The organism is Roseibacillus persicicus (assembly GCF_014651675.1).
Taxonomy (GTDB): domain Bacteria; phylum Verrucomicrobiota; class Verrucomicrobiia; order Verrucomicrobiales; family Akkermansiaceae; genus Roseibacillus; species Roseibacillus persicicus.
Genome location: NZ_BMXI01000017.1, coordinates 1 through 26,692 on the forward strand (window position 1 = coordinate 1; position 26,692 = coordinate 26,692).

At 57.1% G+C, this 26,692-nt stretch carries 20 protein-coding genes; 12 read left to right on the top strand and 8 right to left on the bottom strand.

The annotated features are described in order from the left end of the window. A partial coding sequence (locus IE099_RS17215) for an IS110 family transposase (protein WP_189572740.1) occupies window positions 1–821 on the bottom strand: 821 nt, incomplete at its 3' end. A gap of 634 nt (window positions 822–1,455) precedes the next feature. Here IE099_RS17215 and IE099_RS17220 point away from each other — a divergent pair. From IE099_RS17220 to IE099_RS17235, 4 genes are all read left to right on the top strand, one after another. Next, on the top strand, window positions 1,456–3,204 hold the full coding sequence (locus tag IE099_RS17220; protein ID WP_189572744.1) for an arylsulfatase: 1,749 nt from the start codon (window positions 1,456–1,458) through the stop codon (window positions 3,202–3,204). A gap of 372 nt (window positions 3,205–3,576) precedes the next feature. After that, the gene (locus IE099_RS17225; RefSeq protein WP_189572747.1) at window positions 3,577–4,110 is read left to right on the top strand and encodes a sigma-70 family RNA polymerase sigma factor; all 534 of its coding nucleotides are present in this window, start codon (window positions 3,577–3,579) and stop codon (window positions 4,108–4,110) included. Beyond that, complete coding sequence (locus tag IE099_RS17230) at window positions 4,107–5,543, top strand: FecR domain-containing protein (protein WP_189572750.1); 1,437 nt, start codon at window positions 4,107–4,109, stop codon at window positions 5,541–5,543. The genes IE099_RS17225 and IE099_RS17230 overlap by 4 nt, the downstream gene beginning before the upstream one ends. 6 nt (window positions 5,544–5,549) lie before the next feature. Continuing rightward, window positions 5,550–6,887, top strand: a complete 1,338-nt coding sequence (locus tag IE099_RS17235) for an alpha-amylase family glycosyl hydrolase (RefSeq protein ID WP_189572753.1) — start codon at window positions 5,550–5,552, stop codon at window positions 6,885–6,887. On the opposite strand, the gene IE099_RS17240 is transcribed toward IE099_RS17235, so the two are convergent. Together IE099_RS17240 and serS are read right to left on the bottom strand one after the other, a co-directional pair. Then, a complete protein-coding gene (locus IE099_RS17240; RefSeq protein WP_189572756.1) occupies window positions 6,877–8,562 on the bottom strand; it encodes an alpha-L-rhamnosidase-related protein in 1,686 nt (561 codons plus the stop codon). The genes IE099_RS17235 and IE099_RS17240 overlap by 11 nt on opposite strands. 62 nt (window positions 8,563–8,624) lie before the next feature. Continuing rightward, window positions 8,625–9,899, bottom strand: coding sequence for a serine--tRNA ligase (gene serS, locus IE099_RS17245; protein ID WP_189572758.1), 1,275 nt, complete (start codon window positions 9,897–9,899; stop codon window positions 8,625–8,627). A 227-nt stretch (window positions 9,900–10,126) separates the two neighbouring features. Here serS and IE099_RS17250 point away from each other — a divergent pair, with 227 nt between their 5' ends. Beyond that, window positions 10,127–10,822 carry a DUF6498-containing protein gene (locus IE099_RS17250; protein WP_189572760.1) on the top strand — a complete coding sequence of 232 codons (696 nt, stop codon included), beginning with the start codon at window positions 10,127–10,129 and terminating at the stop codon, window positions 10,820–10,822. Between the two features lie 172 nt (window positions 10,823–10,994). Then, a complete protein-coding gene (locus tag IE099_RS17255; protein WP_189572762.1) occupies window positions 10,995–15,785 on the top strand; it encodes a lamin tail domain-containing protein in 4,791 nt (1,596 codons plus the stop codon). Here the strand turns inward: IE099_RS17255 and queG are convergent. After that, the gene (queG, locus tag IE099_RS17260; protein ID WP_189573057.1) at window positions 15,782–16,816 is read right to left on the bottom strand and encodes a tRNA epoxyqueuosine(34) reductase QueG; all 1,035 of its coding nucleotides are present in this window, start codon (window positions 16,814–16,816) and stop codon (window positions 15,782–15,784) included. The two genes, IE099_RS17255 and queG, sit on opposite strands and share 4 nt — an antisense overlap. A gap of 97 nt (window positions 16,817–16,913) precedes the next feature. On the opposite strand from queG, the gene IE099_RS17265 reads away from it, so the two are divergent. The 6 genes from IE099_RS17265 to IE099_RS17290 all read left to right on the top strand — a co-directional run bounded on the left by IE099_RS17265 (window position 16,914) and on the right by IE099_RS17290 (window position 23,073). Next, window positions 16,914–18,149: an alpha/beta fold hydrolase gene (locus IE099_RS17265; RefSeq protein WP_189572764.1), complete on the top strand. Its 1,236-nt coding sequence runs from the start codon at window positions 16,914–16,916 to the stop codon at window positions 18,147–18,149. A 60-nt stretch (window positions 18,150–18,209) separates the two neighbouring features. Beyond that, the gene (locus IE099_RS17270) at window positions 18,210–19,223 is read left to right on the top strand and encodes a Kelch repeat-containing protein (protein WP_446695019.1); all 1,014 of its coding nucleotides are present in this window, start codon (window positions 18,210–18,212) and stop codon (window positions 19,221–19,223) included. A 61-nt stretch (window positions 19,224–19,284) separates the two neighbouring features. Then, entirely contained in the window at window positions 19,285–19,794 is a 510-nt protein-coding gene (locus IE099_RS17275; RefSeq protein ID WP_189572768.1) for a GYF domain-containing protein, read from the top strand. Between the two features lie 91 nt (window positions 19,795–19,885). After that, a complete protein-coding gene (locus IE099_RS17280; RefSeq protein ID WP_189572770.1) occupies window positions 19,886–20,482 on the top strand; it encodes a DUF4190 domain-containing protein in 597 nt (198 codons plus the stop codon). A 75-nt stretch (window positions 20,483–20,557) separates the two neighbouring features. After that, window positions 20,558–21,715, top strand: coding sequence for a 3-dehydroquinate synthase (locus IE099_RS17285; protein ID WP_189572772.1), 1,158 nt, complete (start codon window positions 20,558–20,560; stop codon window positions 21,713–21,715). An 8-nt stretch (window positions 21,716–21,723) separates the two neighbouring features. Next, a complete protein-coding gene (locus IE099_RS17290; protein ID WP_189572775.1) occupies window positions 21,724–23,073 on the top strand; it encodes an alkaline phosphatase family protein in 1,350 nt (449 codons plus the stop codon). A 22-nt stretch (window positions 23,074–23,095) separates the two neighbouring features. Here IE099_RS17290 and IE099_RS17295 read toward each other — a convergent pair whose 3' ends face one another. From IE099_RS17295 to IE099_RS17310, 4 genes are all read right to left on the bottom strand, one after another. After that, window positions 23,096–23,917: a trypsin-like peptidase domain-containing protein gene (locus tag IE099_RS17295; RefSeq protein WP_189572778.1), complete on the bottom strand. Its 822-nt coding sequence runs from the start codon at window positions 23,915–23,917 to the stop codon at window positions 23,096–23,098. 57 nt (window positions 23,918–23,974) lie between these two features. Continuing rightward, window positions 23,975–25,312, bottom strand: a complete 1,338-nt coding sequence (locus IE099_RS17300; protein ID WP_189572781.1) for a CCA tRNA nucleotidyltransferase — start codon at window positions 25,310–25,312, stop codon at window positions 23,975–23,977. Between the two features lie 42 nt (window positions 25,313–25,354). Next, on the bottom strand, window positions 25,355–25,786 hold the full coding sequence (locus IE099_RS17305; RefSeq protein WP_189572783.1) for a BLUF domain-containing protein: 432 nt from the start codon (window positions 25,784–25,786) through the stop codon (window positions 25,355–25,357). Window positions 25,787–25,858: 72 nt separating this feature from the next. After that, window positions 25,859–26,668, bottom strand: a complete 810-nt coding sequence (locus tag IE099_RS17310) for a type III pantothenate kinase (RefSeq protein ID WP_189572786.1) — start codon at window positions 26,666–26,668, stop codon at window positions 25,859–25,861. Window positions 26,669–26,692: the final 24 nt, after the last annotated feature.

The following is a 26,692-nucleotide window of genomic DNA, read 5'->3' on the forward strand; positions in this document are numbered from 1 at the left end:
GCATCCTCGTGCTTGGCGGTGGCCTGGGCAATGAGGCGGTCGAAGCGGGCGATGCTGGCAGTGAGGGCTTGGAGTTGCTTGACGAAGGCGCGGATGAGTTCGGTGGCGACTTCGAGTTCAATCGGGTCGGTGCACAATGGGACGGAGCCAGCAATAAGGGTGAGCCTTTTCTCGATGACTTCCGGCCGCCGGCTACCATGGGTGTAGTAGAAGGTCTTGATGGTTGCGGGGCGGGCCTTGCGCAAGTCGGCGAGAGTGGGCCATTTGTTGAGAAAGGCACAGGCGAGCGGGCTGTAGAGGTAGCGACCTACCAGTTCAAGAGACTGGGGATAAGTGTCTTTGAGGGCTTGGGTGAGCTTGTTGGTGATGCTGGTGCGCAGGTCGACGAGCTGCCTGCGCTTCTCGGTCACGGCGCTGAGTGCGCGGGTTTGTTCGTCGGCTGGTTGCCAGGGTTGGAGCTCGCAGTGGCGCTCAAGAACGAAGCGGGCCAGGGCGTGGGCATCACGACGGTCGTCCTTGGCGCGGGAGGCAGAAAGGCTTTCGCGGTAGCGTTTGATGACCGCGGGATTGACCAGGTAGAGAGCGAGGAAGTCGAATTGCCGGAAGTAGTGGGTGAGGTTGATACAGGGTTGCTCAATGCAGGCCGCGATGGTGCCGGATCCAGATTCGAGGCGGGCTTTGAGGGAGAGGACCCAGGGTTGGAGGTCTTCGGGAGCGGAAGGGACCTTGCCTTGTTCGACGATGGTTCCGGTCTCATCGAGGAGACAGAAGTCGATGGAACTATCGGAGCGGTCGATGCCGAGATGGAAGCGATGGTTCATGATGATGGTTTGATAATTTTAGGAACACGCGGGCTTGCTCGGGCGACGTCTTTATAGGAATGTCATGGGAGACAACCACTGAGGAGTCGTTGTTGAGCAAACCACGCTCCCCCGGGTCGGACGCCTTGTTCTTATTCGTTGCAGCGAAAGACGCAGCAAAGTCCTGACCCGGGGAAGGCGTGGAGATTCATTTTCGAGGAGAAGAGCGGATAGAGAAAGGAAGGAAATGGAAATAAGTCGTTGGTCGCGCGACGGACTTGTTCACAATCGGAGGAGAGACGTGGAGGCTATCGTTCCGAGCCTCCTTCCTCCGCTTGATGAATAAGTCCGGATGTCCTATAAAGACGCAGAACCACAAATCCGACAGCGCTGTACGCTTGGAGATTGAGTGGAGGTGGGAGGGTGGTAGAACGATTGAAAGCTCGCTGACCGGATTGATTGGCGGGGCTGTGACGTTCGTTTGTTTGAAGAGTCTCTCGCTGCATACGAATTCCAATCCGGTGTCGGCGAAGATGTTCGGTAGGATATCCGAGTTGTTCCTGTGCCTGGCTTTTGTGGCATGCTGTCGGTTAGGCCATTTGGTTTCTTGCTTTGTCGATGGCGAAATGTTCGAAATTGAAGGTCGTCACTTGCCATGAGAAATCTAGTTTTCATCCTACTGCTTGCCACGTTTCGATTCCCGGTTCAGGCGGCAGAGGATGAGGAAAGGCGGCCCAACGTCATCGTTATCCTCACCGACGATCAGGGCTATGGGGACATGTCATGTCATGGCAATCCGTGGTTGAAGACACCAAATCTCGATCGAATGCGCGACGAGGGCACCCGGTTTGAGGATTATCACGTCGACCCTGTCTGCACACCGACGCGTGCCGCGCTGATGACCGGTCGCCACTCGCTTCGGGTAGGCGCATGGACCGTTACTGATGGACGACAACTTCTCAATCATGAGGAAGTCACCATGGCAAATGTCTTTCGCGAGTCAGGCTATCGGACTGGAATGTTCGGGAAATGGCACCTCGGTGACCCCTTTCCTTATGCGCCGCGCTTTCGCGGTTTCGATGAGGTGGTTTGCCACCGGGCTGGAGGGGTCGACGAGATTGGCAATCCGCTGGGAAACAACTACTTTGACGACACCTATTTTCGGAACGGTAAGCCGGAGAAATTTGAAGGGTATTGCACTGACGTTTTCTTTGAAGAAATGCTTTTCTTCATCAAGGCGAAAAAGGAGAAGCCGTTTTTCATCTACCTGCCACTCAACGCCATGCATGGTCCTTTCACGGTAGCGAATCGATATGCGGATCGATTTAGAGAGCTTGGCCTGCCGGAGAAGCGCTCTCTATTCTACGGGATGGTAGAAAATTTTGACGAAAATCTTGGACGGCTTTTCTCTGCTTTGAAAGAGGAGCAGCTGGACGAAGAGACCATAGTGGTCTTCATGGGAGACAATGGCTCTGCGGGTGGAGCTCGGGTCGACGAAGGCCATGTTGGCTTCAATGCCGGCATGCGCGGCTCAAAGGGCGATACGTATGAGGGTGGCCATCGCGTGGCATGTTTCATTCGCTGGCCGGGACAGGTGGAAGCCGGGCGGCAGATCGATGCGCTGACGACGCATCACGATTGGTTGCCCACTCTGATCGATATGTGCAATCTGGAACCACCCGAAGAACTCGAAGTCGATGGACGCAATCTCTATGCCTTGCTGAAAGGAGAGGAGGCCGAGTGGGCTGATCGAACGGTATTCGTCATTCGTCATAGTGGCGACCCAGTGCCGTGGAGCGCAGGGGAAAAGACGAAGCAGAGATTTCCCCGGCGCGCGATCCTGACCAAGCGGTGGCGAGTGGTTGACGGCGAACTTTACGATATTGAGCGAGACCCCGGCCAAACGAAAGACCTCGCAGCGAAGCACCCGGAAGTCATCGCCAAATTGGATCGCGCCTATCAGGAATGGTGGCGTGATGCGATGGCACATGAAGCGGCCTACACTCGTTTCTTCATCGGCGCTAAAGAGGAAAACCCGACCTCCTTCACGGTGCGTGACTGGCATCCGACACAGGGCCAAGTCATCTGGAAGAAAGAGCAATTGGCGGATGATCGGATTTTGATCAATGGCTTCTGGGAGTTGGATGTGCGCGAGCAGGGTCGCTATCGTTTCCGCCTCAGTCGTTATCCTGACGACGAGCTACAAGCCATGGGTGCGAGTCGGGCACACCTTCGCATCCGAGATATCGAGAAGGAGCTCTCACTGGAACCCGCAGACGAAACCGCTCATTTCGAGGTGAATCTCTCAGTCGGCCCGGTCCGGCTTCAGACTTGGCTGACCGACAGCCAATCCGGAGAACAGCGAGGTTCATATTATGTCACTGTAACTCGATGTAGTCAGTGAGGGCTAGACACATTTAATTGAGGCGGCGATTCAACTTGCGTCCGACTTACCGAGTAAGAATTCGCCGATTGACTTGGTTTTCCATTTGGCAACCCATAGGAGGTTCCGGTCGGAAAGATTTTTTGAACCACAATTCGGGCTGGTTGCTTTCCCGTGAGTTCTACCCAAACATTTTGCGGGTCGATGCAACGAACGACTTCCTGCAGGGCCTGAATGCTATCGTCGAACAAGTGGACCACCTCGACAATGGGGAAGCGGATTTTGCTGCCATCAAAAATTCTGAAGGAGCTGATTCTTCCCTGGTGATTGGGCTGGCGGCGCGCTTTTCTCTTGTCAAAGTAAACCAAAGAGGGGTGTTTTGCATTAGTAGGTATGCAGAGTGACGAAGAAGAAGAGCAGGAGTTTGTGGCGCTCTTGACGGCGCATCAGGGGCCGATTCTGGCTTATATTCGTTCACTGATGCCGGGGTTTTCGGGAGCGAGCGATATTTTGCAGCAGGTTAACATGGTGTTGTGGCGGAAGCGGGAGAGCTTCGAGCTGGGGACGAATTTCAAGGCCTGGTCCTTCACGGTGGCGCGGAATATGGTGTTCACCCAGCGTCGGAAGTTGAAGAAGGGGGCATGGTTAATTTTCGACGATGACTTGGCAGAGCGATTTGCGGAAGAGTTCGAGGAGGATGATGAGAGCTTGGATCGGGCGCACCGGGCTTTGGCGCAATGTGTGACCCAGTTGCGTCCTCACGACTTGGAGTTGGTGCGGAAGCGCTATGCCGAGGAGGTGGGGTTGGATGAGTATGCGCGTGATTTGAATCGCAGTCCCGGGACTCTGAAAGCGCGGCTTTTCAAGATTCGGGCGAATCTCCGTCGGTGCATTGAGCTGCAGCTGCAAACCTCTCCCCAATCATGAAAGCTGAATTGAAGAATGAGGCCCTGTTGCAGTCCCTGTTCGATGGTGATAGTTCGCCAGCGGAGGTGGAGGAGGCGAAAGAGTTGCTGCGTTCGGACCGAAAGTGGCGGAAGCTCTATCTTGACTATAGCCGACTGCATCACTCGCTCTGCGAAAAGTATGAAGGTGCGGAGGGCAAGGTGGTGCAGGCTGAGTTTTCGCAGCGACGGCGGTTTGGGGTCCGCGAACTGCTGGGGTTGGCTGCGGCGATCCTAGTGTTGGGGGTGTTGACTGCTTTGGCGCTTCGACCAGTCGGGGATCCTGCGACGTTGGTGCAATACGGGCCAGAGTCCCGAGGGGTGATTTCCCATGTGAATGGCTCGGGGAGCGAGGGCAAGTTGTTTCAGGGGTCGACCTTGAAGTTGGCGCGTGGGGCTGTTTCTCTGACCTTTCCGACAGGAGTGACGGCATTGGTCGAAGGGCCGGCCGAGCTGAGGGTGACGGGGGAGAACGCTTTGCATTTGGAAAAGGGGCGGGCATTTTTTCAGGTTCCGGAGGGAGCAGAGGGTTTCATCTGCACGACGGAATCGCTGCTGGTCGAGGATCTGGGAACCGAGTTTGGGGTCTTGGCTGGTCGGGAAGAGGAGGTCCATGTCATCAAAGGTTCGGTACGATTGAAGCCGATTGATGGAACGGGAGACTTTCAGGACTTGAGGGAGGGAGAGGGGCTTGCATGGCGGGATTCCGCGTTGGAGTTGTCGGTTCCGTCGCGCGATTTTGCCTCGGACTTCGCTGGCCGGGTCACGATCTTTGCCGACGATTTCGATGAGCCGGACGGGACTGATTTGCATGGCAAGCGGCCTGACATTGGGGACGGGCGCTGGGAGGTCACGCTGGGAGATGCGACAATCCGCGATAATATTTTGGATACATCGGGTGCCTTTCGTAAGGCTGCCTTTGTAGCGGTGCCGCCGATGTTGAATGAGCTGAGTCATGTCCTGCTTCTGACGATTGAGGCTGAAACCTCACAGGCCGCAATGCATACGCCCGGTTGGGCGGGGGTGAGTCTCTATACTGGCGAAGTGGAGCGAATCTTTGTGGGGGATCCCAATGGGCCGGGCATTAGCTGGGGATTGCATCCGGCCGGATGGCAGGCCCAGAATGCGTGTCCCCAGTTGGCGGGGGAGACGATTGTGACCTTACGCTATGACTATCGCACGGGTCTGACAGAACTCTTTGAAGGAGATACCACGACGGGGGAAGCTCTGGCATCGGAGTGGATTGCGCCGGGCCTGGTCTTTGACCGACTGCGGATTGCCAATGGGAGCCAGTTGGATGCGGCGATAGATGCGGGGCTGGGCAGTGGGGTGGTGGAATCCGTGCCAAAGGTCGACGTGCGGAGTGACATTGCGATTCGCAGTTTACGTCTGGACGTTTTGAACTCGGGAAATTGAGAAGAGATGAAGGTGTTCTTCCTCCTCGCCATTTGGGGGCAATTGTCGCTAGCTGAGGAGGTGACTCCGCCTCCTCCACCGGTAATGGTCCAGCTCTTTGACTGGACCTTTGCGGAGATCGGGCAAGCCCTTCCCGCGCTGCAAGAGCAGGGTTATAGCCACATCCACGTTTCGCCCGTGCAGAAGAGTGTGGAGAATGGGAAGTGGTGGGGGAAGTATCAGCCCTTGGATTATCGAGTCATCGAAGGGCCATTGGGGGCGCGGGAGGAGTTGGTTGAGCTCGCAAGAAAGGCGACCGATCGTGAACTGACGCTGGTGGTGGATGTGGTGCCCAATCACATGGCTGGCAGTCCGTATGTATCGGTGAGGCGGGGGCGGCTGCGGGAGGTTCGCTTCGCGGATTTTTCGGTTGAGGACTTTCATCCCTACGCTCCGATCCGGGACTGGAGCAACGTGCGGCAGGTGCGCAATCGGTGGCTGTTTGGTGCGTTGCCGGATCTGCGGACGGAGTCGGAAGGAGTTCGGGCCAAGTTGGTAGCTCATCTGAAGGACTTGCAGAGTTGCGGGGTTAGGGGCTTCCGGGTGGATTCGGCACGGCACATCCCACCGGCTGATTTGCGGGCGATTCTGGGTCAGTTGGAGGAGCCGGGGTTTGTGGTCGGGGAGATCGCGGACCATTCCTTGGAGACTTTCGAGCCTTATCTGGAAGGGCTGCCCGAGATGCGCTTTTTCGACTTTCCCCATCTCCTGCGTCTGGCGGAATGTTTAAGGGGGGAAAGGGCGATGAGCGATCTGATAGAGGGAAAAACGCTTTCGCTACAGTTGCCCCCGCGGGCGTCTGTGAGTTTGCTGCGCAACCATGATTTGGATCGGGGAGAAGCCAATCGGACCGAAGGAATTGATGACCCTCGATACCGTATACCTGACGGGGCTTGGCAGATTGGGTATGCTGCCTTGTTTGGAATGGGGGAAGGGGTGCCGTATGTTTTTGTCGATGATCCCAAGGTGCTCAAGCCGGTTGGACGAGAGCATGGTTATGACCGTCCCGGGCTCAAGGAAGGGATTTCGTTCTTCCGCGCGACCTATGGTTTGCAGACGAGAGTGCTTTCCGCGCAGAAGGACGCGTTGGCTTGGAGCTTGGGCGATTCCGCCTTTATGATTTTGCAGCGGGAGGCTGTGGCGGAAGGCAGTGTGATGCCGGTTGGTAGTCTAAGGACCGGCCGATATCGTGATGTCTACACTGGGGTAGAGATCACCGTCACCGAGAGCTGTGAAGTGATTCTGCCGGCCCTGGGTCAGCTCCAGGGCTACGGCTTCTTACTCCAAGAGAACGCTACGGATTGACGAGCTCGAACTGATAGGTTCCCGATTGGGCAATGATTTCATGTCGTCCCTGGGCGAAACGCATGAGTTGGCAGGCTACGGCCTTTTCGAGGGGGAGACCTCCTTCGGTGAGCTGCGCCTTTTCTTCGCCAGGGAGGGCGATGATACCAGTGGTGTTAGGCGGCACGGTGACGGTGGCGCTCAGGCCTTTCTCCGATGTTTTCCAGTGGATGGCGAGGCGTCCGTATGGGGTTTCGTGATGAGCTTTGACCTCGGTGACGGAACCGTCGGTAGGAATGAAGGGCGAGACGCGCAGGGATTTGAAGCCTGGACTCTGGTGAATAAAGCCAGCGAGGAAAGCGAACATCCACTCTTGGGTATTGGCAAGAGCAACGGCAGATGGCGCGGCGTCCTCCGCGCCGAAGCTCTTGGCCAGAGAGACCGCCTGTTCGTGATGGTCGGTCCAGCTTAGGACGGGGAGAACGGCGGCTGTTCCGAGGTTGCCGGCCTTGAGTCCCTCTTTTTCCAAGCGGGTCGCAAGAGCATCGGCGGTGGGTTGCTTGGCTTCGGGAGGAAGGAGGCTATAACGGAGAGCAAGAATTTGGGCAGTTTGGGACTTCTCAGTCAACTTGCCGTCGACAAAGTATTTTTTCTGAAATCCCTCGCGAACTTTGGAGAACCAAACCTGGTGCTGCATGATGTAGGGCAAATGCTCCATCGCTGTGGCCATCTCGCTGAGGATGCGGCAATCGAGCGAAAAGACACAGGCCGCGAGAAAGTCGGAGGAGGTGGGGTCGTCCTTGTGACCGTAGTCGCCTCGGTCGATACCAAAGGTCTTGCCGGAAAAGTCGGAGTCGATCTTCTGGATGGCGCCGACATGAGCGACGGCGGGGTCGAATGCGAGTTCGACGAGAGACTTGTCACCAGTGAGTTGCCAGAGAGCAAAGGGCACCACGAGTCCGGCATCGGAATACCCGGGAGCGGGTTTGCTGTTTTCTCCGGTACCAGCCAGAGAGGGAAGGAGTCCGCCTTCTTCCGCGCTTTCGACGAAGCCGTCTAGCCACGAGCGATAGTAGTCGTTCAGATCTGCCTGAAAGGCGTAACCTCGGGCAGTGAGCTGGAGGGGCGCGCCCCAGGGGAGGCCGTCTGGTTGGAAAGTGGGGGTGGGAGTGAGAGCTTTTTTGCGGGAATCAATCGCTGCTTTGAAAAGCTGGTTCAGGGTCTCGTCGGAGCAGGAGAAGTCTCCGGTGCTCTTGGCCTCCGTGCCTGAGATGGTTGCGGGCTCGCTCTTTTCGCTGGGAAGGGAGAAGGAGGCTGGAGCGCTCCAAGGGCCTTCTTCCTTTTGATTGTTCCAGAGTTGGACTGTCCAATAATAGGTCGTATCCGGCGTCAACGCAGGGCCTTCATAAGGCATGAAAATGGATTCAAAGCCTTCCACTTTTCCTGAATCCCAGATGAGCTCTCCGTCGGGTTTCAGCGTGTCCTTATCTTTACCAACAAGGATGCGGTAGGAGCTTTGCAGTTGTCCGCGTCCTTCCGCCTTGATTTTCCAAGAAAAACGAACGGAGGCCTCTTCCTTCTTGTAGTCGGGGGAAGTGGAGAGACTCGCCAAACTGATCTTGCCCAACTCCGGTTCTTTGGCAGATAAGGGGGCCGATAGAGCCAGCATCAGGGGGAGGATTTTCCAAGATTTCATGAGGATGGTTAATTTGCTTTTCCGAGAAGATTCGTCAAGAGGCGAGGATGATTTCCCGTTTCTTAGGCGATGGTATCCGCGCCGAAGTAGGGGCGGAGGGGTTCGGGGACGGTGATGGTGCCGTCGGGGTTCTGGTATTGCTCTAACAGGGCCACCATCAGGCGGGGCAGGGCGGTGCCGGAGCCGTTGAGGGTGTGGCAGAAGTTGTTTTTCCCGTCGGCGTCCTTGTAGCGCAGCTTCATGCGGCGGGCCTGGTAGTCGCCGAAATTCGAGCAGCTGGAGACTTCCAGATACTTGCCTTGGCCCGGGGCCCAGACCTCGATGTCGTAGGTCTTGCAGGCGCTGAAGCCGACGTCACCGGTGCAGAGCTCGATCACGCGGTAGTGCAGGCCGAGGGTCTGGAGAACGCTTTCGGCATGGCCGGTGAGCTCCTCGAGGACCTCCATCGACTTGTCAGGGTGGGCCAGTTGCACGAGCTCGATCTTGTCAAACTGGTGCATGCGGATGATGCCCTTGTTGTCGCGACCGGCGGATCCGGCTTCGCGTCGGAAGCAGGGGGTGTGGGCGGTCATCTTGATGGGGAGCTGGTCCTCGGCCAAGATGGTGTCGCGGTAAAGGTTGGTGACAGGGACCTCGGCGGTGGGGGCGAGGAACGTTTGCCCCTCGTTGAGACCGTACATGTCGTCCTCGAACTTCGGAAGCTGGCCGGTGCCGAACATGCACTCGCGGTTGATGAGGTGGGGGACGTTGACCTCCTCGTAGCCGTTGGTCTCGGTCTGGAGGTCTAACAAATACTGGATGAGGGCGCGCTGGAGCTTGGCGCCCTTGCCGCGATAGACCGCGAAGCCGCTGCCCGCGATGCGCACGGCGTCGTCGAAGGAAATGAGACCCAGACCTTCCGCGAGTTCGACGTGGTCCTTGGGATCGGTGACCTCGCGCTTGTCGCCCCATTCCCGGATGACGGGGTTGGCGTCCTCGTCCGCGCCAATGGGGCAGGCTTGGTGGGGGAGGTTGGGGATGGAGAGGAGGAGGGCCATCTGGTGCTCCTCGGCCTCATTGGATTGCTCGTCGAGAACCGCGATCTTGTCGCCGATGATGCGCACATCTTCCTTGATGGCCTCGGCTTCATCGGCCTTGCCCTGACCCATCAGGGCTCCGATTTGCTTGGAAAGAGTCTTGCGCTCGGATTGGAGAACCTGCTTTTCGGTTTCGGCTTTGCGGCGGGTTTCGTCGTAGGCGAGGACCTTGTCGACCAAGGTGTGGGGATCGCCTCCACGGGTGCGGACGCGGTCTTTGACGAAGTCGGGCTTTTCGCGAAGGAGCTTGATGTCGAGCATTGCGCGGCGTTTTAAGCATGAATCGCGGAGGGGTTCACGCAATTGTTTCGAGGAGAGGGTGGATTTTGGAGGAAGAACGGTGGAGTGGGGGATTTTGGGAGATTTTTAGCAGGTGGGCTTGCGGGAATACTCGGTCGCTGCGCCTTCTGTGGTGAATCGGTCATCGCGGATAAAAAGCCTCAGCTCAGACTTTCGCTTTTTCGAAAACTGGCAGTAGAATCCCGCCGATGATGAACTGGCGGTGGGCTCAATATTTTTTGGCGGTGGCTGCGGCGGTTGCTCCTTTGTTGGGAGTCTTCTTTTGGGGATGGAATGCGCGGGAGGTGGTTCTGCTGTATTGGATCGAGAATATTATCATCGGTTTCTGGCAATTGATGAAAATGGGGGCCGTGGGGGTTGGCAAAGTGAAGGATGTGGGGTGGTTTTTTGTGCCGGGGATGCTGTTCACGATGGCGTTTTTCACCATTCACTATGGGGGTTTTTGTGCGGGGCACGGGGTCTTTGTGCTGGAGATGACTAATTCCGGTGTCGCGGGATCGGGAGCAGAAGGAATCGATATGAAGGGGCTCAAGTTCTATCTCGGGCCCCTGCTTTTTGTGCAGTTGCTCTTCATGGTGGTCGGGCAGGCGTGGGCGGCGTTGCCGGTGGCGAGCATCTGGTCGGTGGCGGCCATTTTCGCCATGCGGGGATTGGGGTTTGTGCAGGACTTTATTCTAACAGGCGATTGGAAAAGGGCGGAGTTCCAGAAGCTGATGTTTGAGCCCTACAAAAGCATCATTGCGCTCCACGTTGCCATCGTTTTCGGGGCGGGATTGACCTTGGCTTTCAAAGGAGCCTGGCCGGTCCTGGCGATCATCGTGGTGGGCAAGTTGGTCATGGACTTTACCCAGATCCGGAAGCAGGAGATCGAGCAGGGAAACTGAGGCAGGAGGGAGGCGCGCTCTCCTTTTTGAAAGGGAGAAGGGGCAGGGTTGGAAGCGGTTGCGTGGAAAATAGGGGGAGAAATCGGGGAGTTTTGCCCGGGGAGACGACGTTACTTGTTCAGAGCGTTCGCCTAGTGCGCGCTTTTCTCGGCTCAACCTGAAACCCGTCTTTGTGAAAATACCCCTCAAAATACCGACCCTGATCTTCTCATTGGGTGCCCTGTTCGCACCCTCGGCTTTGCAGGCTGATTTGATCGCGCTCTATCGCTTTGACGAGGCTTCGGGGAGTTCTGCCGAGGATTTTGTCGCGGGGCGGGACGGGAGTTGGATTCCGGGGACTTTGGGGACCCCGGACTGGAATCCGGGAGGCGGTCAGATTGGCGGCGCGGCTCGTTTTCCCGGGGTGGGTTCGCATCAGAATTACTTCACGCTTCCCGGCTTTCCGGAGCTCAATGGAGCACCCGAGGGCATGACGATTTCGGTTTGGTTCAAGCCGGATGGCAGCACGGGATATCGTGGGTTGATCATGACGCGTGGGGTGAATGGGGGCGACAACTACGGCATCGGGCATGAGAACAGTCACCTCGACGGGCGAGTCGATAGCCAATCGCTCGACACCTTGGAGGGGACGATGGCAGGCACCGGGGAGTGGTTTCACGTCGCGTGGGTCTGGGACAATGTCGCGGGGACCCAGAGATTCTACATCAACGGATCGCCCTCGGGTTCGGCGGTGCCAGTCGACCTGCAGACCATCACCAGTAATGTGGATTGGCGGGTGGGGGATGACGCGTGCTGCAACGGCCGCAATCTGGACGGAATGGTGGATGACCTTTCGGTGTGGGAAGAGCCTTTGACTTCGGCCGAGGTGAGCACTCTTTATCTGAATGGGCTCAGTGGTTTCAGTGCCAACGAGGTCGTGCCTCCCCCGGTGACGGAGCCCTTGAATGTGGGGCTGGTGATCAACGAGGTTCATTACGATCCGGATCCCAAGACCGACTTCGTGGAGTTCATCGAGATTCTCAATACTGGACCGGGGGCTCTCGACCTGAGCGGCTACCGCTTTACCGAAGGGGTGGATTTTATTTTTCCGCAAGGAACGGTCTTGGACGAGGCCGAGTATTTGATTCTGGCGGAGGATGCGGATTTTATTGCCGGGGCTTACTCGAATCTTCCTCAGGTTTTCCAATATCAGGGCTCGTTGAGCAATGATGGGGAGACGCTGGTGTTGCGGGATGCGACGACTGCGGTTGTGGATGAGGTGGACTACAAAGCGGAATTTCCCTGGCCCATTGCAGCCAACGGGGAGGGGATGTCGATGCAGTTGATCAATGGAACCCTCGATAATGATTTGGGTGGAAGCTGGCGGGCGGGGCTCCCGAGTCCGGGGATTCAGAACCCCAAGTTCGCAAGCAACGCACCGCCACAGATGCGGCAGGTCGAGCACTTTCCCGCCCAACCGACTTCCTCCGAAAGCACGACCATCTCCGTCAAAGTGAGTGATCCCGACGGGGTTGCCTCCATGACCTTGTTCTACCAAATCAACGCGCCAGGGCAGTATATCCCCGCCTTCAACCCCTTGTCGATTTCGACCGTCAACAGCGCCCCTTCGACGCCTTTGCCGGCCAATCCCGCCTTTGAGGATCCCGCGAATTGGGTTTCTCTAACAATGAACCCGGATCCAATGAATCCGGACTACTATCAGGCCACGATTCCGGCACAGCCGCACCGAACCCTGGTGCGCTATCGAATCGAGGCAGAGGACGAGCTCGAGAACTCGGTCCGGGTGCCCTATGAGGATGATCCGTCTCTTAACTTCGCCTACTTTTCCTACGATGGGGTTCCGGATTACACTGCAGGGCTCAACTCGGTTCATCCCGGGGGACCAGGCCACACGTATCCCTCGGCGATGTTGACCAGTCTGCCGGTCTATCACCTGATCACCGATGGCGATGACTTTGCGGAGTGCTGGGCTTATGATTCGTCGGATCGAGTAAGCACGGATTCCAACTCCCGCTCAAAGTTCAACTGGGAAGGCGCCTTTGTCTATGGGGACAAGGTGTATGACCATGTGGAGTATCGTCTGCGCCAACGCAACGATCGGTATGCGGGGGGCAATGGGCGCCGGTCGATGCGCTTTCGCTTTCAGCGTGGCAATTACTTTCAAGCGCTGGACCCGACGGGGGAGCCCTATCCGGAAAAGTGGCGCTCGATGAATACAAGCAAGATGTCCCGCTTCACCGAAGGAGCCAATCACGGAATGCGGGAGCTGGTTTCCTCGCGGCTGTGGAATCTCGCCGGGGTGGTGGCTCCGGACTTTCAGCATGTTCACTTCCGGGTCATCGATGATGTGCAGGAGCAGGCGAATCAATATCAGGGGGACTTCTATGGTCTTTCCATGATCTTCGAGGATGTCGACGCTCGTTTTGTGGATTCCCGGAATTTGGCGAAAGGAAATATCTATAAGCTGAAGGATGGGGAAAGCAGCCCGCTCGAGCTGCAGAAGTATCAGGCGCGCGATGCGGTGACGAACGGGAGCGACTTTCTAAATATTCGAGAAAATCTAGGACCGCCGACCCAGTCCGACCAGTGGTTGCGCGACCACGTGGATTGGGATTCCTGGTATCTCTACGCTGCGTTGGGTGAGGGGTTTCGTCACTACGACTTTGCGCCCAACATCTGGAAAAATCGAATCTGGTATTTCAAGCCCGACCCGGGAAATCCCTTGGGGAAAATGTCGATCATTCCCCACGACACGGATGCAACGTGGAAGAGAGGAACCAATGACTCGCAGTGGAATGATCCCTCTTATGCTTCCGGGACTGGATATCGCGGCCGGGTGGTGGGGATCGACTTGCCGAAGGAGGCGATTCAAGAAATCACGGGGCTGAATGGGAGTGATGGAGAGAACCATCCCGAGCGGCCGGCATTCATGTTAGAGTATCGCAACACCATCCGCGAAGTGCGCGACCTCCTCTGGCAGCCCGAGACGGTGAATGGAGTAATCGATCAAGTCGCTGCTCACATAGCAGAGTTCTCGCTGGCGGATCGCGACCGGTGGGACCAGGGGCCGGCTGCCACTGGAAACGAGGATATCGGGCCGCTGGAAAGTCAGGTGGCCACTATGAAGAACCTCGCCTTCGTGGAGGACCTCTACATGGGGAACTCTTTGGCCGGAGGCCGGGCCCAGTGGTTGACGAATCTCGCCGAGGATTCCCAAATCCCGGTCACTCCTCAGATTACGTATGTGGGGCCCTCCGAGCATCCCACGGGCGAGCTGGCTTTTGAGTCCAGCGACTTCTCCGACCCCGACGGGGACGAGACCTTTGGCGCGATCGAGTGGAGGGTGGCGGAGGTGGCTCCGCCTGCGGAAGCGGAGGTCGCCATCATTCCGTTCGGATCCACATGGAAGTATTTGGACAATGGTTCTAATCAAGGCACGGCTTGGCAGGAGGTTTCCTTTGACGACTCGTCCTGGGCATCGGGGGTGGCTCCGTTGGGTTATGGCGATGGAGATGAGGCCACGGTCGTGAGCTATGGTCCGGATGCCAGCAACAAGTATCCCACCACCTATTTCCGAAAAACCTTCACCCTCAACGATGTCGCTTCGCTAGGGAGTCTGGTGATGACGGTGTATCGTGATGACGGGGTGGTGGTGCATCTGAATGGATCCCAAGTCTACACCAGCAACATGCCAACCAGTGGGGTCAATTATCTGACCTTTGCGACGGGAAATGCCGCGAACGATGGCAATACTCCCTTGGTAGCGACTCTTCCCAACTTCCTATTCAACGAAGGGCTGAACACTTTGGCGGTCGAGATTCATCAGCGTACGGGAAACAGCAGTGACATTGGTTTCGAGCTGTCGTTGGTGGATGCGCCCCCAGTCTCGCAAGACCCTCTTCATGAGTGGAACGCCACTTGGGAGTCCGGGGCCTTGGCGACCTTTCAACCGGAAATCGCGGTTCCTGCGATTGCTACTCGCGAGGGGAGGCTCTATCGGGCCCGGGTGCGGCATCAGGACCAGTCGGGGCGTTGGTCTCATTGGTCGGCGCCTTACGAGTTCGAAGCGGGAGCGGCTGATGCCAGTCTATGGCAGGGGTCTTTGGTCATTAGCGAGCTGATGTATCATCCCGCGTCACCGACTGCGGCGGAGATTCTCAATGGCTTCGATGACGATGACCTTTTTGAGTATATCGAAATCCAGAATGTGGGGAACCAGACGCTGGACTTAAATGATGTTCGGCTCACCAAGGGGGTGGACTTTAACTTTTTCAACTCTGCGATTACCTCTCTTGATCCGGGGCAATATGTTTTGGTGGTGAATGACCTCGCGGCCTTCGAGATGCGCTATGGGACAGGGTTGCCGGTGGCGGGAGAGTTCGAGGATGGGAAGTTGGATAATGGGGGCGAGAACGTGAAGCTGACCTTCGGAGCGGGAATCGCGATTCAGGAATTCGAGTATGATGACGCTTCGCCCTGGCCCCTTGAGCCGGATGGCAATGGTCCGAGCCTCGTGCTGTTAGACCCCATCTCCTTGCCGGACCATGGCCTGCCTGGGAATTGGGTCGCTAGTAGCGCGCCGGGGGGAAGCCCGGGAGGTCCCGAGCTGCTTCAGTTCGTCGGAAATCCTGAAGAGGACTTGGATGGAGATGGGCTGAATGCGCTTTTGGAATATGGCTTTGGGTCTAGCGACGCCGTTCGAAATGCCGCGCCTTTCCAGCTTGTGAGTTCAGCTGAAGGTGTCTTGGAACTGGAGTTCGAGCTCAATCTTCTGGCGGGAGATTTAACTTGGGAACTGCAAGTGTCTGATGAACTGTTAGACTGGGATGCGGTTGACTCAGCCTACGTGATGACGGGAAATGAGAACAATGGAGATGGCACGGCGACCATTCGATTTGCGGTGCCAGAGAGCGAAAGTGAGCTTCGACGATTCTATCGCTTGAGGTTCGATCTCTTGCCCTAGTCGGGTTGGGGAGCTTCTCTGCGGAGGATTTCGGCCATGGCCCACTCGGCGTGTTCGGCGATGAGGGGATCGGGGTCCTGCGCCGCAGTGCGCAGGGCTGGCAGGTCGTCATGATTGCCGGTATTTCCCAGCGCGACACACACGTTGCGCAGGAAGCGCGGGCGCTTGGAACGCTTGATGGGGGACTTGCTGAAGAGGGTGCGGAACTCCTGATCGGTAAGGGCGAGAAAGTCGCGCAGGCTGTGGTCGAAGATGGTCTCGCGGGCGTGCAGGCGGGTCTCTTGCGAGACTTTCGCAAAGCGGTTCCACGGGCAAATTGCCAGGCAGTCGTCGCAGCCATAGATGCGGTCGCCCATCAGAGGGCGTAGCTCGAGGGGAATGGGTCCCTTGTGCTCGATGGTGAGGTAGGAGATGCATCGACGGGCATCCATGGAGTGGGGCGAGGTGATGGCCCGGGTGGGACAGGCATCGATGCAGGCGGTGCACTTGCCGCAGCGGTCGTTCTCGGGTTGGTCGACGGGGAGAGCGAGGGTTGTTAGAAAGTCGGCGAGGAAGAACCAGGAGCCGAGCCCGCGATGGATTTGCACGGTCGACTTGCCGTTCCATCCCAAGCCTGCCTCGTTGGCAAAGTCGCGCTCGAGAACCGGTCCGGTATCGGTGTAGAATCTTTGGGTTCCTCCGTGTTGTTCGAGAAAGAGGTTGAGATCGCGCAACTTGGGGGTAATGAAATCGTGGTAGTCCCGATTCCAGGAATAGGAGGCGATGCGGTAGTTGGCGGGTGGGTGTGGACCGGTGTGATAATTGAAGGCCATCACCACCACCGATTGGCAGCCCGGCAGGACGATGCGCGGGTCGGAGCGGCGCTCGGGGTCGCGCTCCAGCCAAGTCATATCGCCATGCTTTCCGTCCTTGATCCAATCTTGAAAAGCGTCGGCGTGGCGGGCCCGCTGGGCAGGTGCCACCCGCAGATCGGCAAAGCCGAGTTCCAGGGCTTTGGCGGTGAGTTCGGTCTTGAGTTCGGCGGGGTCGATGGCGGCAGTTTAGCGATTGCTTTCCCGATGTCCACCGTAGGGAGGGGGCGCGGGTCTTGGCACTTGTGTTTTTTCCGATTGCTGGGACTTTTTAAGAGTGGAAAGCAAGAGCCCATCGTTTTGGAAGCAGCATTGGAGAAAGCTGGTTGCGGGCTATCTGGTGCTCTTGCTGGCGTCGCATCTGGTTGTCTTCTTTTCCAAAAAAGGGCCAGAAGAGGAGCCTGCCCATCGGGTTGTGACCGAGGACGGTCTTGTCATCGCCTATTCGGAATGGGGAGAACGCGTGGGGGTGCCGCTCATCCTTTCCCATGGTAGTCCCGGGGGCGGAGGGTCGGACTTCGAGGTCTTCGCGCGAGAACTCGCCAAGGAGCGTTGGGTGATCGCACCGGACCGATGGGGTTTCGGGCAATCGACGAAGGATGTGGACGACTACTCCTTCATCGCGGATGCGGAGGCGATCGCAACTTTGATGGCGGCGCTGGAAATCCCCGAGGTGGACGCGATGGGCTGGTCCTATGGCGGAGGGGTAGTTCTGGAGTTGGCCCGGCGCCATCCTGATTCGGTTAGGTCCTTGGGCTTGTTGGGGGCGATTGGGATTCAGGAAGGGGAGGGCAGTGGAAGCTATGCGGTGGAGCAGGCGAAGTATTTCTTGATGAAGCTAGCGGTGGTGGCTCTGCCTGAGGTCGTTCCACACTTTGGATTGGCGGGAGACCGAATGAAGCGGCGGGCATTCGTGCGGGATTTTCAAGACGCCGACATGCGGCCCATGCGAGGATTGATGGAATCATTGGAAAAGCCGGTGCTGATTGTGCATGGCGAGGATGACCCCATGGTGCCGGCTTGGGTGGCGGAAGAGCATCATCGTTTGCTCGGCAATAGTCGTTTGGTGGTCCTAGAAGGGTCGCACTTTTTCCCGATGGGAGGGGAAGGGGTGGAGGCAGCGGTGAAGGAGGTGAATTCCTTTCTCAATGCCGTCGCGCTTGGCGAGGAGGTGAACGGGGAGAGCTACCAATCGCGTCGCACGAATATGAAGGCTCTCTGGCCGGGAGGGCCATCCCTGCGCGGATGGAAACCCTGGTGGCTGGTGATGCTCGTGAGCGGGGCGTTGGCCTGGCGCTTCCCTCGAACCACCGTTTTTCTAGCGGGCTGTGTTGGGTCATTGCTTCTGTTCGATGGGCTGCTGGCCTTGGGGGCCGTTTTACTCGTGTTGCTGGGAAAGCGATTTTTCGGCAAAAAGCCGACGAAAAGGCGGCCTCGGTGGAAGCGGTTTCTGCTAGTAGTAGACTTCTTGGCAGGGAGTGTTTTGGGGGGACTGTTGTTGCGGTTGGGATAGGAAGCTATGGGGTTGGAAGCTGGGGAACTCTTTGATATCAATTGCGGTGCGCACGTTGCCATGAAGTTTTCCTCATTCCCTCGATTTTTGATTCTCGGATTGCCGCTTTCGCTTTCAGTAGTTTTCGCCGCTCAAATTGGACTTAAACGTTCTTGGCAGACAGAAACTGTTTCGGGAAAGGCGCAACCACGGCACGAGCATGCGTTTGTGAAAGTGGGTGAGCGCTTTTATGCTCTGGGAGGACGGCGTGTTCAGCCGGTGGACGTCTTTGACCCTCTAACAAATTCGTGGAGTCAAGCAAGTGCGCCTCCGATGGAGTTGCACCACTTTCAGGCGCTGGAGTGGGAGGGAAAAGTTGTTGTCGCGGGGGCTTTCACGGGACGTTATCCCGGGGAGACACCGGTTGAACATATTTACTTTTATCACCCCGAGCGCGACGAATGGAGCCGGGGTCCGGAGATTCCCGCAGATCGTCGCCGGGGATCGGCGGGGGCTTTTTTGCGTGAAGGGAAGCTCTATTTGGTGAGCGGGTTGACCGATGGCCATCGTTCTGGGTGGGTGCCTTGGTTCGATGAATATGATTTTGCGACTGGCAAGTGGCAGCAGTTGCCCGACGCTCCCCGTTGCCGTGACCATTTCCAAGCTGTGCTCGTGGAGGATGAATTGGTTTTGGCGGGCGGAAGGCGCTCCGGAGTCAATGGGAACACCTTTGCCGCCGTGGTCAAGGAGGTCGATGTCTTTGATTTCAATAGTGGAAAGTGGCGGACCTTGCCGTCTCCCGAGGGTGATTTGCCGACCCCGCGAGCGGGGACCTCGGCCTTGGAGATGAATGGGAAAGTGGTGGTGATCGGCGGAGAAACGAGTCGCAAGGAAGCCTATCGGGAAGTCGAGTATCTCAATTTGGAAAGTGAAAGGTGGTTTTCCTGGGAGCCTCTGCCGCAGGGACGCCATGCCACTCAGCCAATCCTCTTTGACGACACTATCTACTTGCAGGCTGGCTCGGTTGCGAGGGGAGGAAAGGAGACTGATTCCCTAATCAGTTGCCCAGTGTTTTTGTGGGATTTTGCCGAATAGCGGTTGGCTGGCGCTCTTTCTATTTTCTGCTCGTGGAGAGTTGTGAAAGGGTTGCTGGAGAATGTGGTATTTCGAATCAAACGGAACGCAGCAGGGGCCTGAGGATAGCGAGCAAATTCAGAAGCGGCTGAGCAATGGTGAGCTCTCCGGTTCGACCCTGGTCTGGCGGGAGGGGATGGGGGATTGGACGCCCTTGTCGCAGGTCCCCGAGCTCAATTCGCATACTGTGGCTCCGGTTCAAGCAGTCGCGGGACCTTACGCGCCTCCCCAGCATATTCAGGGCGTTCCTGGTGCGGCGGGTTCGATGCCGACTAGCAACGGAATGGCGATCACGAGTATGATTCTAGCCATTTGTTCGGTCGTTCTGACCTTTGTATGTGGCATCGGCTTCGTGCTGGCGCTACCAGCAGTCATCTTTGGCCACATTGCGCGCAATCAGATCAAGTCTTCGAGCAATATGCAGACTGGCGAAGGGATGGCCCTGGCGGGTCTCATCATCGGCTATATTGTGCTAGTGGTGATGCTCGTCATGCTGGTGGCTGTCGGGGTCGCAATCGGGCTGGATTCGTAGCGTTGGGTGGAGATTTTGAACAGGAAGAGGCTCTTACCGGTGCCGATTATGGGGGCTGGATCTTCCCTGATCTTTCTGGCAAAGAGTGGCCATGTGGTTTTACGCAAAGAATGGTGAGCAGCACGGCCCAGTCGAGGCCGATGACCTGCGTTCCCGGCTAAAGAGTGGAGATCTTTCCAATGGGACATTGGTTTGGCGGGAGGGAATGGCGCAGTGGACTCCGCTGGGGGAGGTTCTCGAGCTCCGCGAGCCGGTCCCTGCTGCCACGGTTGAAGCTGCGCCGGCAGGTGAAACCGAGTCTGTGCCTTCTCCGAGCCAGCCGCAGCCTGCGACCCGGATGGTGCAGCCTTCTCCTCAATTGGTTGCTCCCGTGCAGCAGAACACGATGGCTCTGGTGAGTATGATTTTGGGAATTGTGAGCGTGGTCTTCTGCACCGGAGGTTTTTTGACCGGAATCCCAGCCATCATCTGTGGCCACATTGCCCGGAAGCAGTTTCGCAATTCGCCGACTCCCCAGACGGGGGAAGGGATGGCGACCGCTGGCTTGATTCTAGGGTATCTCATGACGATTCTGTCGATTCTGGTGATCGTGGCCTATATCGTCTTCGTGGTGGTCGCGGTTGGTAGCGCTGCAACTTCAGCCTCTCCGATGCCGGTGCCTTCTCCCTCGCCTTCCTTGGCCCCTTGAGGAAAAAGTGGAGTAAAACAGCCTTAAGATTCGTTGGTCAGACCACGTAAGAGAGGCTAGATTTACAAACACGCGATGAGGTATGATTTTGATATTCCCCTGACCTTTCAGCACCGAGTGGTGTTCGAGAGGGATGTCTTTGGGGATGAAAGTGAGGTTTTGGCGGAGTTGTTGACCGAGCCTTCGGGGCGGATCAGCAGGGTATTTGTCTTTGTCGAGGAAGGGCTTAAGGAGGCTTTTCCCGATTTGAGCAAGAAGGTGGCGGCCAAGTTGGCTCGTATTCCGTCCTTGGAAGATCGGGGAGGCATGCAGCTGCCGGGTGGTGAGCCTTGCAAGGTGGACGACCGGGTTTACCAGAAGGCCTGTGATGCCATTGCCGCCGCGGGAATCGACCGGCACTCCTATGTCTTTGTCATCGGAGGAGGAGCGTTTCTCGATGCCATCGGATTCGCGGCTGCAACCGTGCACCGTGGGGTGCGGCTGGTGCGCTTTCCGACCACCACGCTTTCGCAGGATGACAGTGGTGTGGGGGTGAAATCCGGGATTAATAAGTACGGTAAGAAAAACTTTATGGGGGCTTTTGCGGTGCCATATGCGGTGGTCAACGACTTCGCTTTTCTGCACACCCAGTCGGAGGAAGTTCGTTTGGATGGGCTTGTGGAGGCCGTGAAAGTGGCGCTCGTTAAAGACGGGTCATTTTTCAATTGGATCGAAGATCATTTGCCTGAATTGGTCGCGCTTGAAAAGCCTGCTCTGGAAGAGGCTGTGGAGCGTTCGGCAGTTCTCCATGCCACCCACATCGCGGAGGGGGGCGATCCCTTCGAGTCCGGCAGCAGCCGTCCCCTCGACTTCGGTCACTGGGCAGCGCACAAGTTGGAGCAAATTAGCGATTTTCAGTTGAGCCATGCGCGGGCGGTCTCCGTTGGTCTGGCGCTGGATTGCCTTTACTCGGTCAAGAAGCAGTTGCTGTCGCCCGAGGATGGCGAGCGGATTTTGCAGACCTTGGAGCGAATGGGGCTGCCGGTCTGGAGCGACTTTTTCGATGCCCGGCAAGCCGACGGGCGCCGGGAAGTTTTTGCCGGGCTGGAGGAATTCCGTGAGCACCTCGGCGGGCAGCTGACGATTCTACTCCTCCGGCAGCCGGGGGAAGGAATCGAAGTTCACGAGATGGATGAAGGTGTCTTGGAGGATTGTATCGCCGAGTTGCGCGAGCGAGCCTGTGCCTTGGTGTAGATTTGTCGATGAAGCGTCTAGCGGTCCTCAATGTGGTGGGTCTCTGCGAGCGAGAGCTGCTTGAGATGCCGTTTTTGCGGAAATGGGCAGAGGGACGGGAACGTCGTTCCTTCAAACCTGCTTTTCCCGCGGTCACTTGCACAGCTCAATCCAGCTATCTGACCGGATTAGCGGTGGGCGAGCATGGCATTGTCGGCAACGGCTGGTATGACCGCGAGGCTGCGGAAGTTAAATTCTGGAAGCAAAGCAACCACCTCGTTAAGGGGGAAAAGCTCTGGGAGCGTCTGCGGCGCGAGCGTCCGGGCTTTAGGTGCGCCAAGTGGTTCTGGTGGTATAACATGTATTCCAGCGCGGAGTTTTCCATGACCCCGCGTCCGATGTATCCAGCCGATGGGCGGAAGTTTTTTGATGTTTACGCGCATCCGCTTTCCTTGCGGGATGAGGTGAAGAAAGAGCTGGGGGACTTTCCTTTTCCCTCTTTCTGGGGTCCGCGGGCCGGCATTGATTCCTCGAAGTGGATTGCCAATTCAGCAAAGTGGATTGAGAAGCGGGAGAGCCCGGACCTGAACCTCGTCTACTTGCCACACCTCGACTACAGCCTGCAGAAATTCGGTCCTGGAGCCCCTGAGACCGTACAGGAAATCAAGGCCATCGACGATGTTCTCGCCGACTTGATTCCCTATCTGGAGGGGCGGGGAATTGAAGTGGTGGTTCTTTCCGAATACGGGATTTCCAAGGTCGACCGTGTGGTTCATCTCAATCGTATTTTTCGCGAGAAAGAATGGATTACGATCAAAGACGAGCTGGGACTGGAGCAATTGGATTGCGGTGCCAGCAAGGTCTTCGCAGTCGCGGACCATCAGGTGGCGCATATTTATTTGAATGACCTGTCGCTCAAGGAGGAGGTGCGAACGCTTTTGCAAAGTACCGATGGCGTGGAAGAGATCCGCGAGGGTTGGGAAGGTGTCGGCGGCGAACGGGGAGGGGACCTGGTGGCAGTCTCCGAGGCTGATTCTTGGTTTAGCTACTACTACTGGTTAGACGATGCGGTGGCCCCGGACTTTGCCCGCACCATCGATATCCACCGCAAGCCTGGCTATGATCCCGCAGAGCTATTCATCGATCCTGCGCTGAAATTTCCCCAGCTCAAGGTCGCGGCATTTCTTGCCAAAAAGAAACTTGGGATCCGCGGCTTGTTAGATGTCATTCCGCTTGATGCTGATTTGGTGAAAGGATCCCACGGGCGCGATTCGGTCGGGCCTGATGAGCAACCTGTGGTCGTCGGGACAGGAGCTTCCCAGTGCGGGAGCGAGAGAGAGGTCTTTCACTACCTGCTGAAGCGCTGCAAGGCGGATTGAGGATTCGCCCGATCGTCGCGCGCTATCGTTTCCGACGCAAGACTCCGCACAATCCCAGAGCAGCCAAGCAGAAAGTGGTGGGCTCGGGGACAACGGGAGGGGCGCTCCCGTTGGTGGCGATGATGTTGTTGATGTCGCTGCGATAGGTGCCGATATCGGCGTGAAAAGTTCCATCTTCCCCGGAGACTTCACCGATTGCGACCATGATGCCGCCCAAGTACCATCCCTGGCTACTGGGAAGACCGGTGGTGACTTCGTAAAAGGTCGCTCCACCCGAGTCGCCGGTCCGTCCTTGCGCTTCCCCGGCCATGGTGTCGTCGTAGGCGGTGAAAAAGAGCTGGGTGTCTCGGCCGTTGACCGCCAGTGGAATGCCGGTGGCGGTCACCTCGTTGGTTCCCCATGATTTGCCACCTCCAAAACCGGTCATGACTACATCAGTCCCGGCATTCACTGAACCGAGGGAGACTGAGGGGAGTCCCAGAGAGTTGGTGAGGCGATAGAGCCTGAGGTCGGGATTAGGATCACCCGTCAAAGAAATAGAAATCGGATTGGCCAGCTCGTAAATATGAAGAGGGTCCGCGTCGTAGGTGATGCCTTCGAAAATAACCGAAGAAGAGGTTGCGCTCGGGGAATCGTCAAAAACATGGTTGGCGGTCAGGACCCAGCCTCCCCCCAGATAGACGGCCGAACCCTGTGTGCCTGAGACGTTCAAGACGTTGTCCCAAGGAGAGCCATCGAGAGGATCCGTGCTGTGGCTCCCGCTGGGAGTGCCGACCGTGACCGCGCCGATATTGCTCGAAACGAGTAGGAATGCTGCAAGATACGGAGGGAACTTAATCTTCATTAGATTTTTCGTGTATCGAATTAATATCCTTTTGGCAAAGGAAAAAGCCCTAAGGACTTATGCGGGTTCCTCATCCTGTGAGGCCCGCAACGAGGGCAGAAGCTCCAGCGCCTCTTCGCGCGTGGTCAAAGCTCCCTCAAGTTGGCGGGTTTGGATTTCCTCCAAGATTTCGCGAAATTGAGGCCCGGGCTGCAGCCCCAGTTCGATCAGGTCTTTGCCCGTCACAAGAGGTTTCGGGATGATCGGCTCGTTGGCGAATTCGACCACTTTGGCGGTGAGAAAGTCGAAATTGTCGGTGAAGCCGTTCGAGGATTCGCAGTCGACCTTGTGAAGCTGGAGTTCGAGCGGGAAAGTCGGTCGCGCCATAAAGCGCTTCAACTTGGCCGCCCGCATATCCTGCACGTGCATGAACTGCATGTGACGGGCGACCAGTTCCCGCACATCGGCAATGGTATCGTTGGAATAGCGTAGTCGGCGCAGGATTTCCTCCGCCATCTCCGCTCCTACCGCATCATGCCCGGAGAAGCGAATCCGTTGGTCGACCTCGTCCCAAGTGTAAGTGGGTGGTTTGCCGATATCGTGGAGGAGAACGCCCAGGCAGAGTTCCAGCGGCGCATCGTCAGGCAGGAGGTCGAGGGCGATCTTGGTATGGGTGTAGACATCGCCCTCGGGGTGCCACTGGGGTGGCTGCTCGCAACCGACCAGGGGGAGGGCTTCGGGGAGAAATCTTTCCAAAAGCCCTGAATCCAACAGCAGTTGCAGGCCCTCGGCCCGGCGAGGGTCCGTGATGATGCGCGAGAATTCGTCCCGGATTCGTTCCGGAGAAATCTGGTCGAGGAGGGCGGCATGGTCCTTCATTGCCTGCCAGGTTGCAGGCTCTACGGTGAAGCCCGTCTTCACCGCGAAGCGCACCGCGCGCAGGAGTCGCAAGGCGTCCTCTTGAAATCGTTGCGCGGGATTCCCGATGGCTCGCAGGACTCCATTTGAGAGATCTTCCTGGCCACCCACATAGTCGAGGATTTCTCCGGTGAGGGGATTTTGGAAAAGTCCATTGATGGTGAAGTCCCGGCGTTGGGCGTCCTCTTTCGCATTGGTAAAGGTGACTGATTCCGGGCGGCGGCCATCGTGGTAGGAGCCGTCATGACGGAAGGTGGCGACCTCGAAGTGATAGCCCTTCTTTTTTACCAAGATGACCCCGAAGTGAGCGCCAACCGCATTGGTTTTGCTGAAAAGAGCTTCCACCTCCTCCGGAGTGGCAGAGGTCGCGATGTCGTAATCCTTGGGCTCGATACCGAGCAGCTGGTCGCGCACGCAACCACCCGCGAAGAGGGCTTCATAGCCGGATTCGATCAAGCGGGAAGCCACCGTTGTGGCAGTCTTTCTGAGAGAAGGCATGGAAATGGACGGAATCAGGGGCGAGTGAAGCCCGGAGAGAGGTCACGCCAGGGTCGCGATACGCTGGGTGACATTGAGAATGGCCTCGGCGACCTCGTCACTATGCAGGTTGTTTTCCATTGTCATCTCAAAAATTTGCGCCAACTCGTCTTCGAGGGTGATTTTTTCGTCAAAAGGCAAATCATCCGGCAGATAACGCATGGACCAATTGGGGAAGATACGTTTTTCGATTCGAGCCAAGGGAACCGCCACGAATACCCGGTGGCGGGGGTCGTCCTTGATGGCTGTCATCAGGGCTTCGACGTCCTCTTTTCTGCCTTCGAGATACTGCATAAAGAGCTGGTTGTCGTAGTAGAGGTAACCTGTGATATCGAGGCTCTTGTTCTTTTCGGCCGCGGCTTGGGATAGCTCTTGCAGCGACTTATCATCAAAGTTGGTGAGAGCCAAGCTGGTGTATGCAATCCCAAAAATCATAACGGAAACTGAATCATCTTTTCGAAAAGAGCAAAAGCTAGAACTGGGTGAATTCTATTCCAGCTTTGTTTCTTAGGCGTTTAAAAGGCCAATTTTCAGAATGCCTTCGAGGGTAAGGTGAGCGTTCACTTGTGTGATCTCGGGCATTTTGGAGGCGATTAAGGCGGCATCGCCACCAGTGGCATGAATTTGGGGAGTTTCAGGAAGCTCGGTCGTGAGGGCTTTTAATATTTCCCGAATCAAGCCTCGGTAGCCGATGACGGCTCCAACTTGCATCGCGTGTTCGGTGGATTTGCCAATCGCGCTGGGAGGTTCGTTGAGGTCAATGCGGGGGAGCAGGGCGGTCCGCTGGTGGAGGTCGTCGCGAAGGGCACCGAGCCCGGGGGCAATCACCCCTCCCAAGTAGGTGCCTCCGTGGGTCGCTGATACGACATCGAAGGTTACAGCGGTGCCAAAGTCGATTACGATGGCCGATTGCTGCAAGGGAGCAAGCGCGGCTGCGTTGGCGAGCCGGTCGGGGCCGATTTGGGCCGGCTTGGGATAATCGATGGAGATGGGAAGCCTGCTCTGGTAGCTCACCACATGGGTGGCGATGCCCAGTTCGTTGAGCGTCGCTTCCAGGAGTTCTGCCTTTAAAGGAACAACGGAGCAAATCGTGGCTTGTTCGAGGATAAACTCCGGAAGGGCGGCAACGATGGTCTCGCGACTCAGCTCGGCGGTGGGGATGACGGCCCGCCAGTCGAGGATGCGGTCATCGTCTGCCACGGCGAACTTCGTGCGGGTATTGGAGTTGTCGATGAGGAGGTGGATGGACAGGAAATAGGGGAAAGTGGGCAGGGGGCAAAGAAAAAGCGGCCGGTTTCCCGGCCGCTTCTGATGCATGAACGAATCGAACTATTGAAAGAA

What these genes read in the sequence shown, in the direction of transcription:
- IE099_RS17220 (WP_189572744.1), top strand. Translation starts at nt 1,456, where the DNA reads ATGAGAAATCTAGTTTTCATCCTACTGCTTGCCACGTTTCGATTCCCG.
- IE099_RS17225 (WP_189572747.1), top strand. Translation starts at nt 3,577, where the DNA reads ATGCAGAGTGACGAAGAAGAAGAGCAGGAGTTTGTGGCGCTCTTGACG.
- IE099_RS17230 (WP_189572750.1), top strand. Translation starts at nt 4,107, where the DNA reads ATGAAAGCTGAATTGAAGAATGAGGCCCTGTTGCAGTCCCTGTTCGAT.
- IE099_RS17235 (WP_189572753.1), top strand. Translation starts at nt 5,550, where the DNA reads ATGAAGGTGTTCTTCCTCCTCGCCATTTGGGGGCAATTGTCGCTAGCT.
- IE099_RS17240 (WP_189572756.1), bottom strand. Translation starts at nt 8,562, where the DNA reads ATGAAATCTTGGAAAATCCTCCCCCTGATGCTGGCTCTATCGGCCCCC.
- serS (WP_189572758.1), bottom strand. Translation starts at nt 9,899, where the DNA reads ATGCTCGACATCAAGCTCCTTCGCGAAAAGCCCGACTTCGTCAAAGAC.
- IE099_RS17250 (WP_189572760.1), top strand. Translation starts at nt 10,127, where the DNA reads ATGATGAACTGGCGGTGGGCTCAATATTTTTTGGCGGTGGCTGCGGCG.
- IE099_RS17270 (WP_446695019.1), top strand. Translation starts at nt 18,210, where the DNA reads ATGAAGTTTTCCTCATTCCCTCGATTTTTGATTCTCGGATTGCCGCTT.
- IE099_RS17275 (WP_189572768.1), top strand. Translation starts at nt 19,285, where the DNA reads ATGTGGTATTTCGAATCAAACGGAACGCAGCAGGGGCCTGAGGATAGC.
- IE099_RS17280 (WP_189572770.1), top strand. Translation starts at nt 19,886, where the DNA reads ATGTGGTTTTACGCAAAGAATGGTGAGCAGCACGGCCCAGTCGAGGCC.
- IE099_RS17285 (WP_189572772.1), top strand. Translation starts at nt 20,558, where the DNA reads ATGAGGTATGATTTTGATATTCCCCTGACCTTTCAGCACCGAGTGGTG.
- IE099_RS17290 (WP_189572775.1), top strand. Translation starts at nt 21,724, where the DNA reads ATGAAGCGTCTAGCGGTCCTCAATGTGGTGGGTCTCTGCGAGCGAGAG.
- IE099_RS17295 (WP_189572778.1), bottom strand. Translation starts at nt 23,917, where the DNA reads ATGAAGATTAAGTTCCCTCCGTATCTTGCAGCATTCCTACTCGTTTCG.
- IE099_RS17300 (WP_189572781.1), bottom strand. Translation starts at nt 25,312, where the DNA reads ATGCCTTCTCTCAGAAAGACTGCCACAACGGTGGCTTCCCGCTTGATC.
- IE099_RS17305 (WP_189572783.1), bottom strand. Translation starts at nt 25,786, where the DNA reads ATGATTTTTGGGATTGCATACACCAGCTTGGCTCTCACCAACTTTGAT.
- IE099_RS17310 (WP_189572786.1), bottom strand. Translation starts at nt 26,668, where the DNA reads ATGCATCAGAAGCGGCCGGGAAACCGGCCGCTTTTTCTTTGCCCCCTG.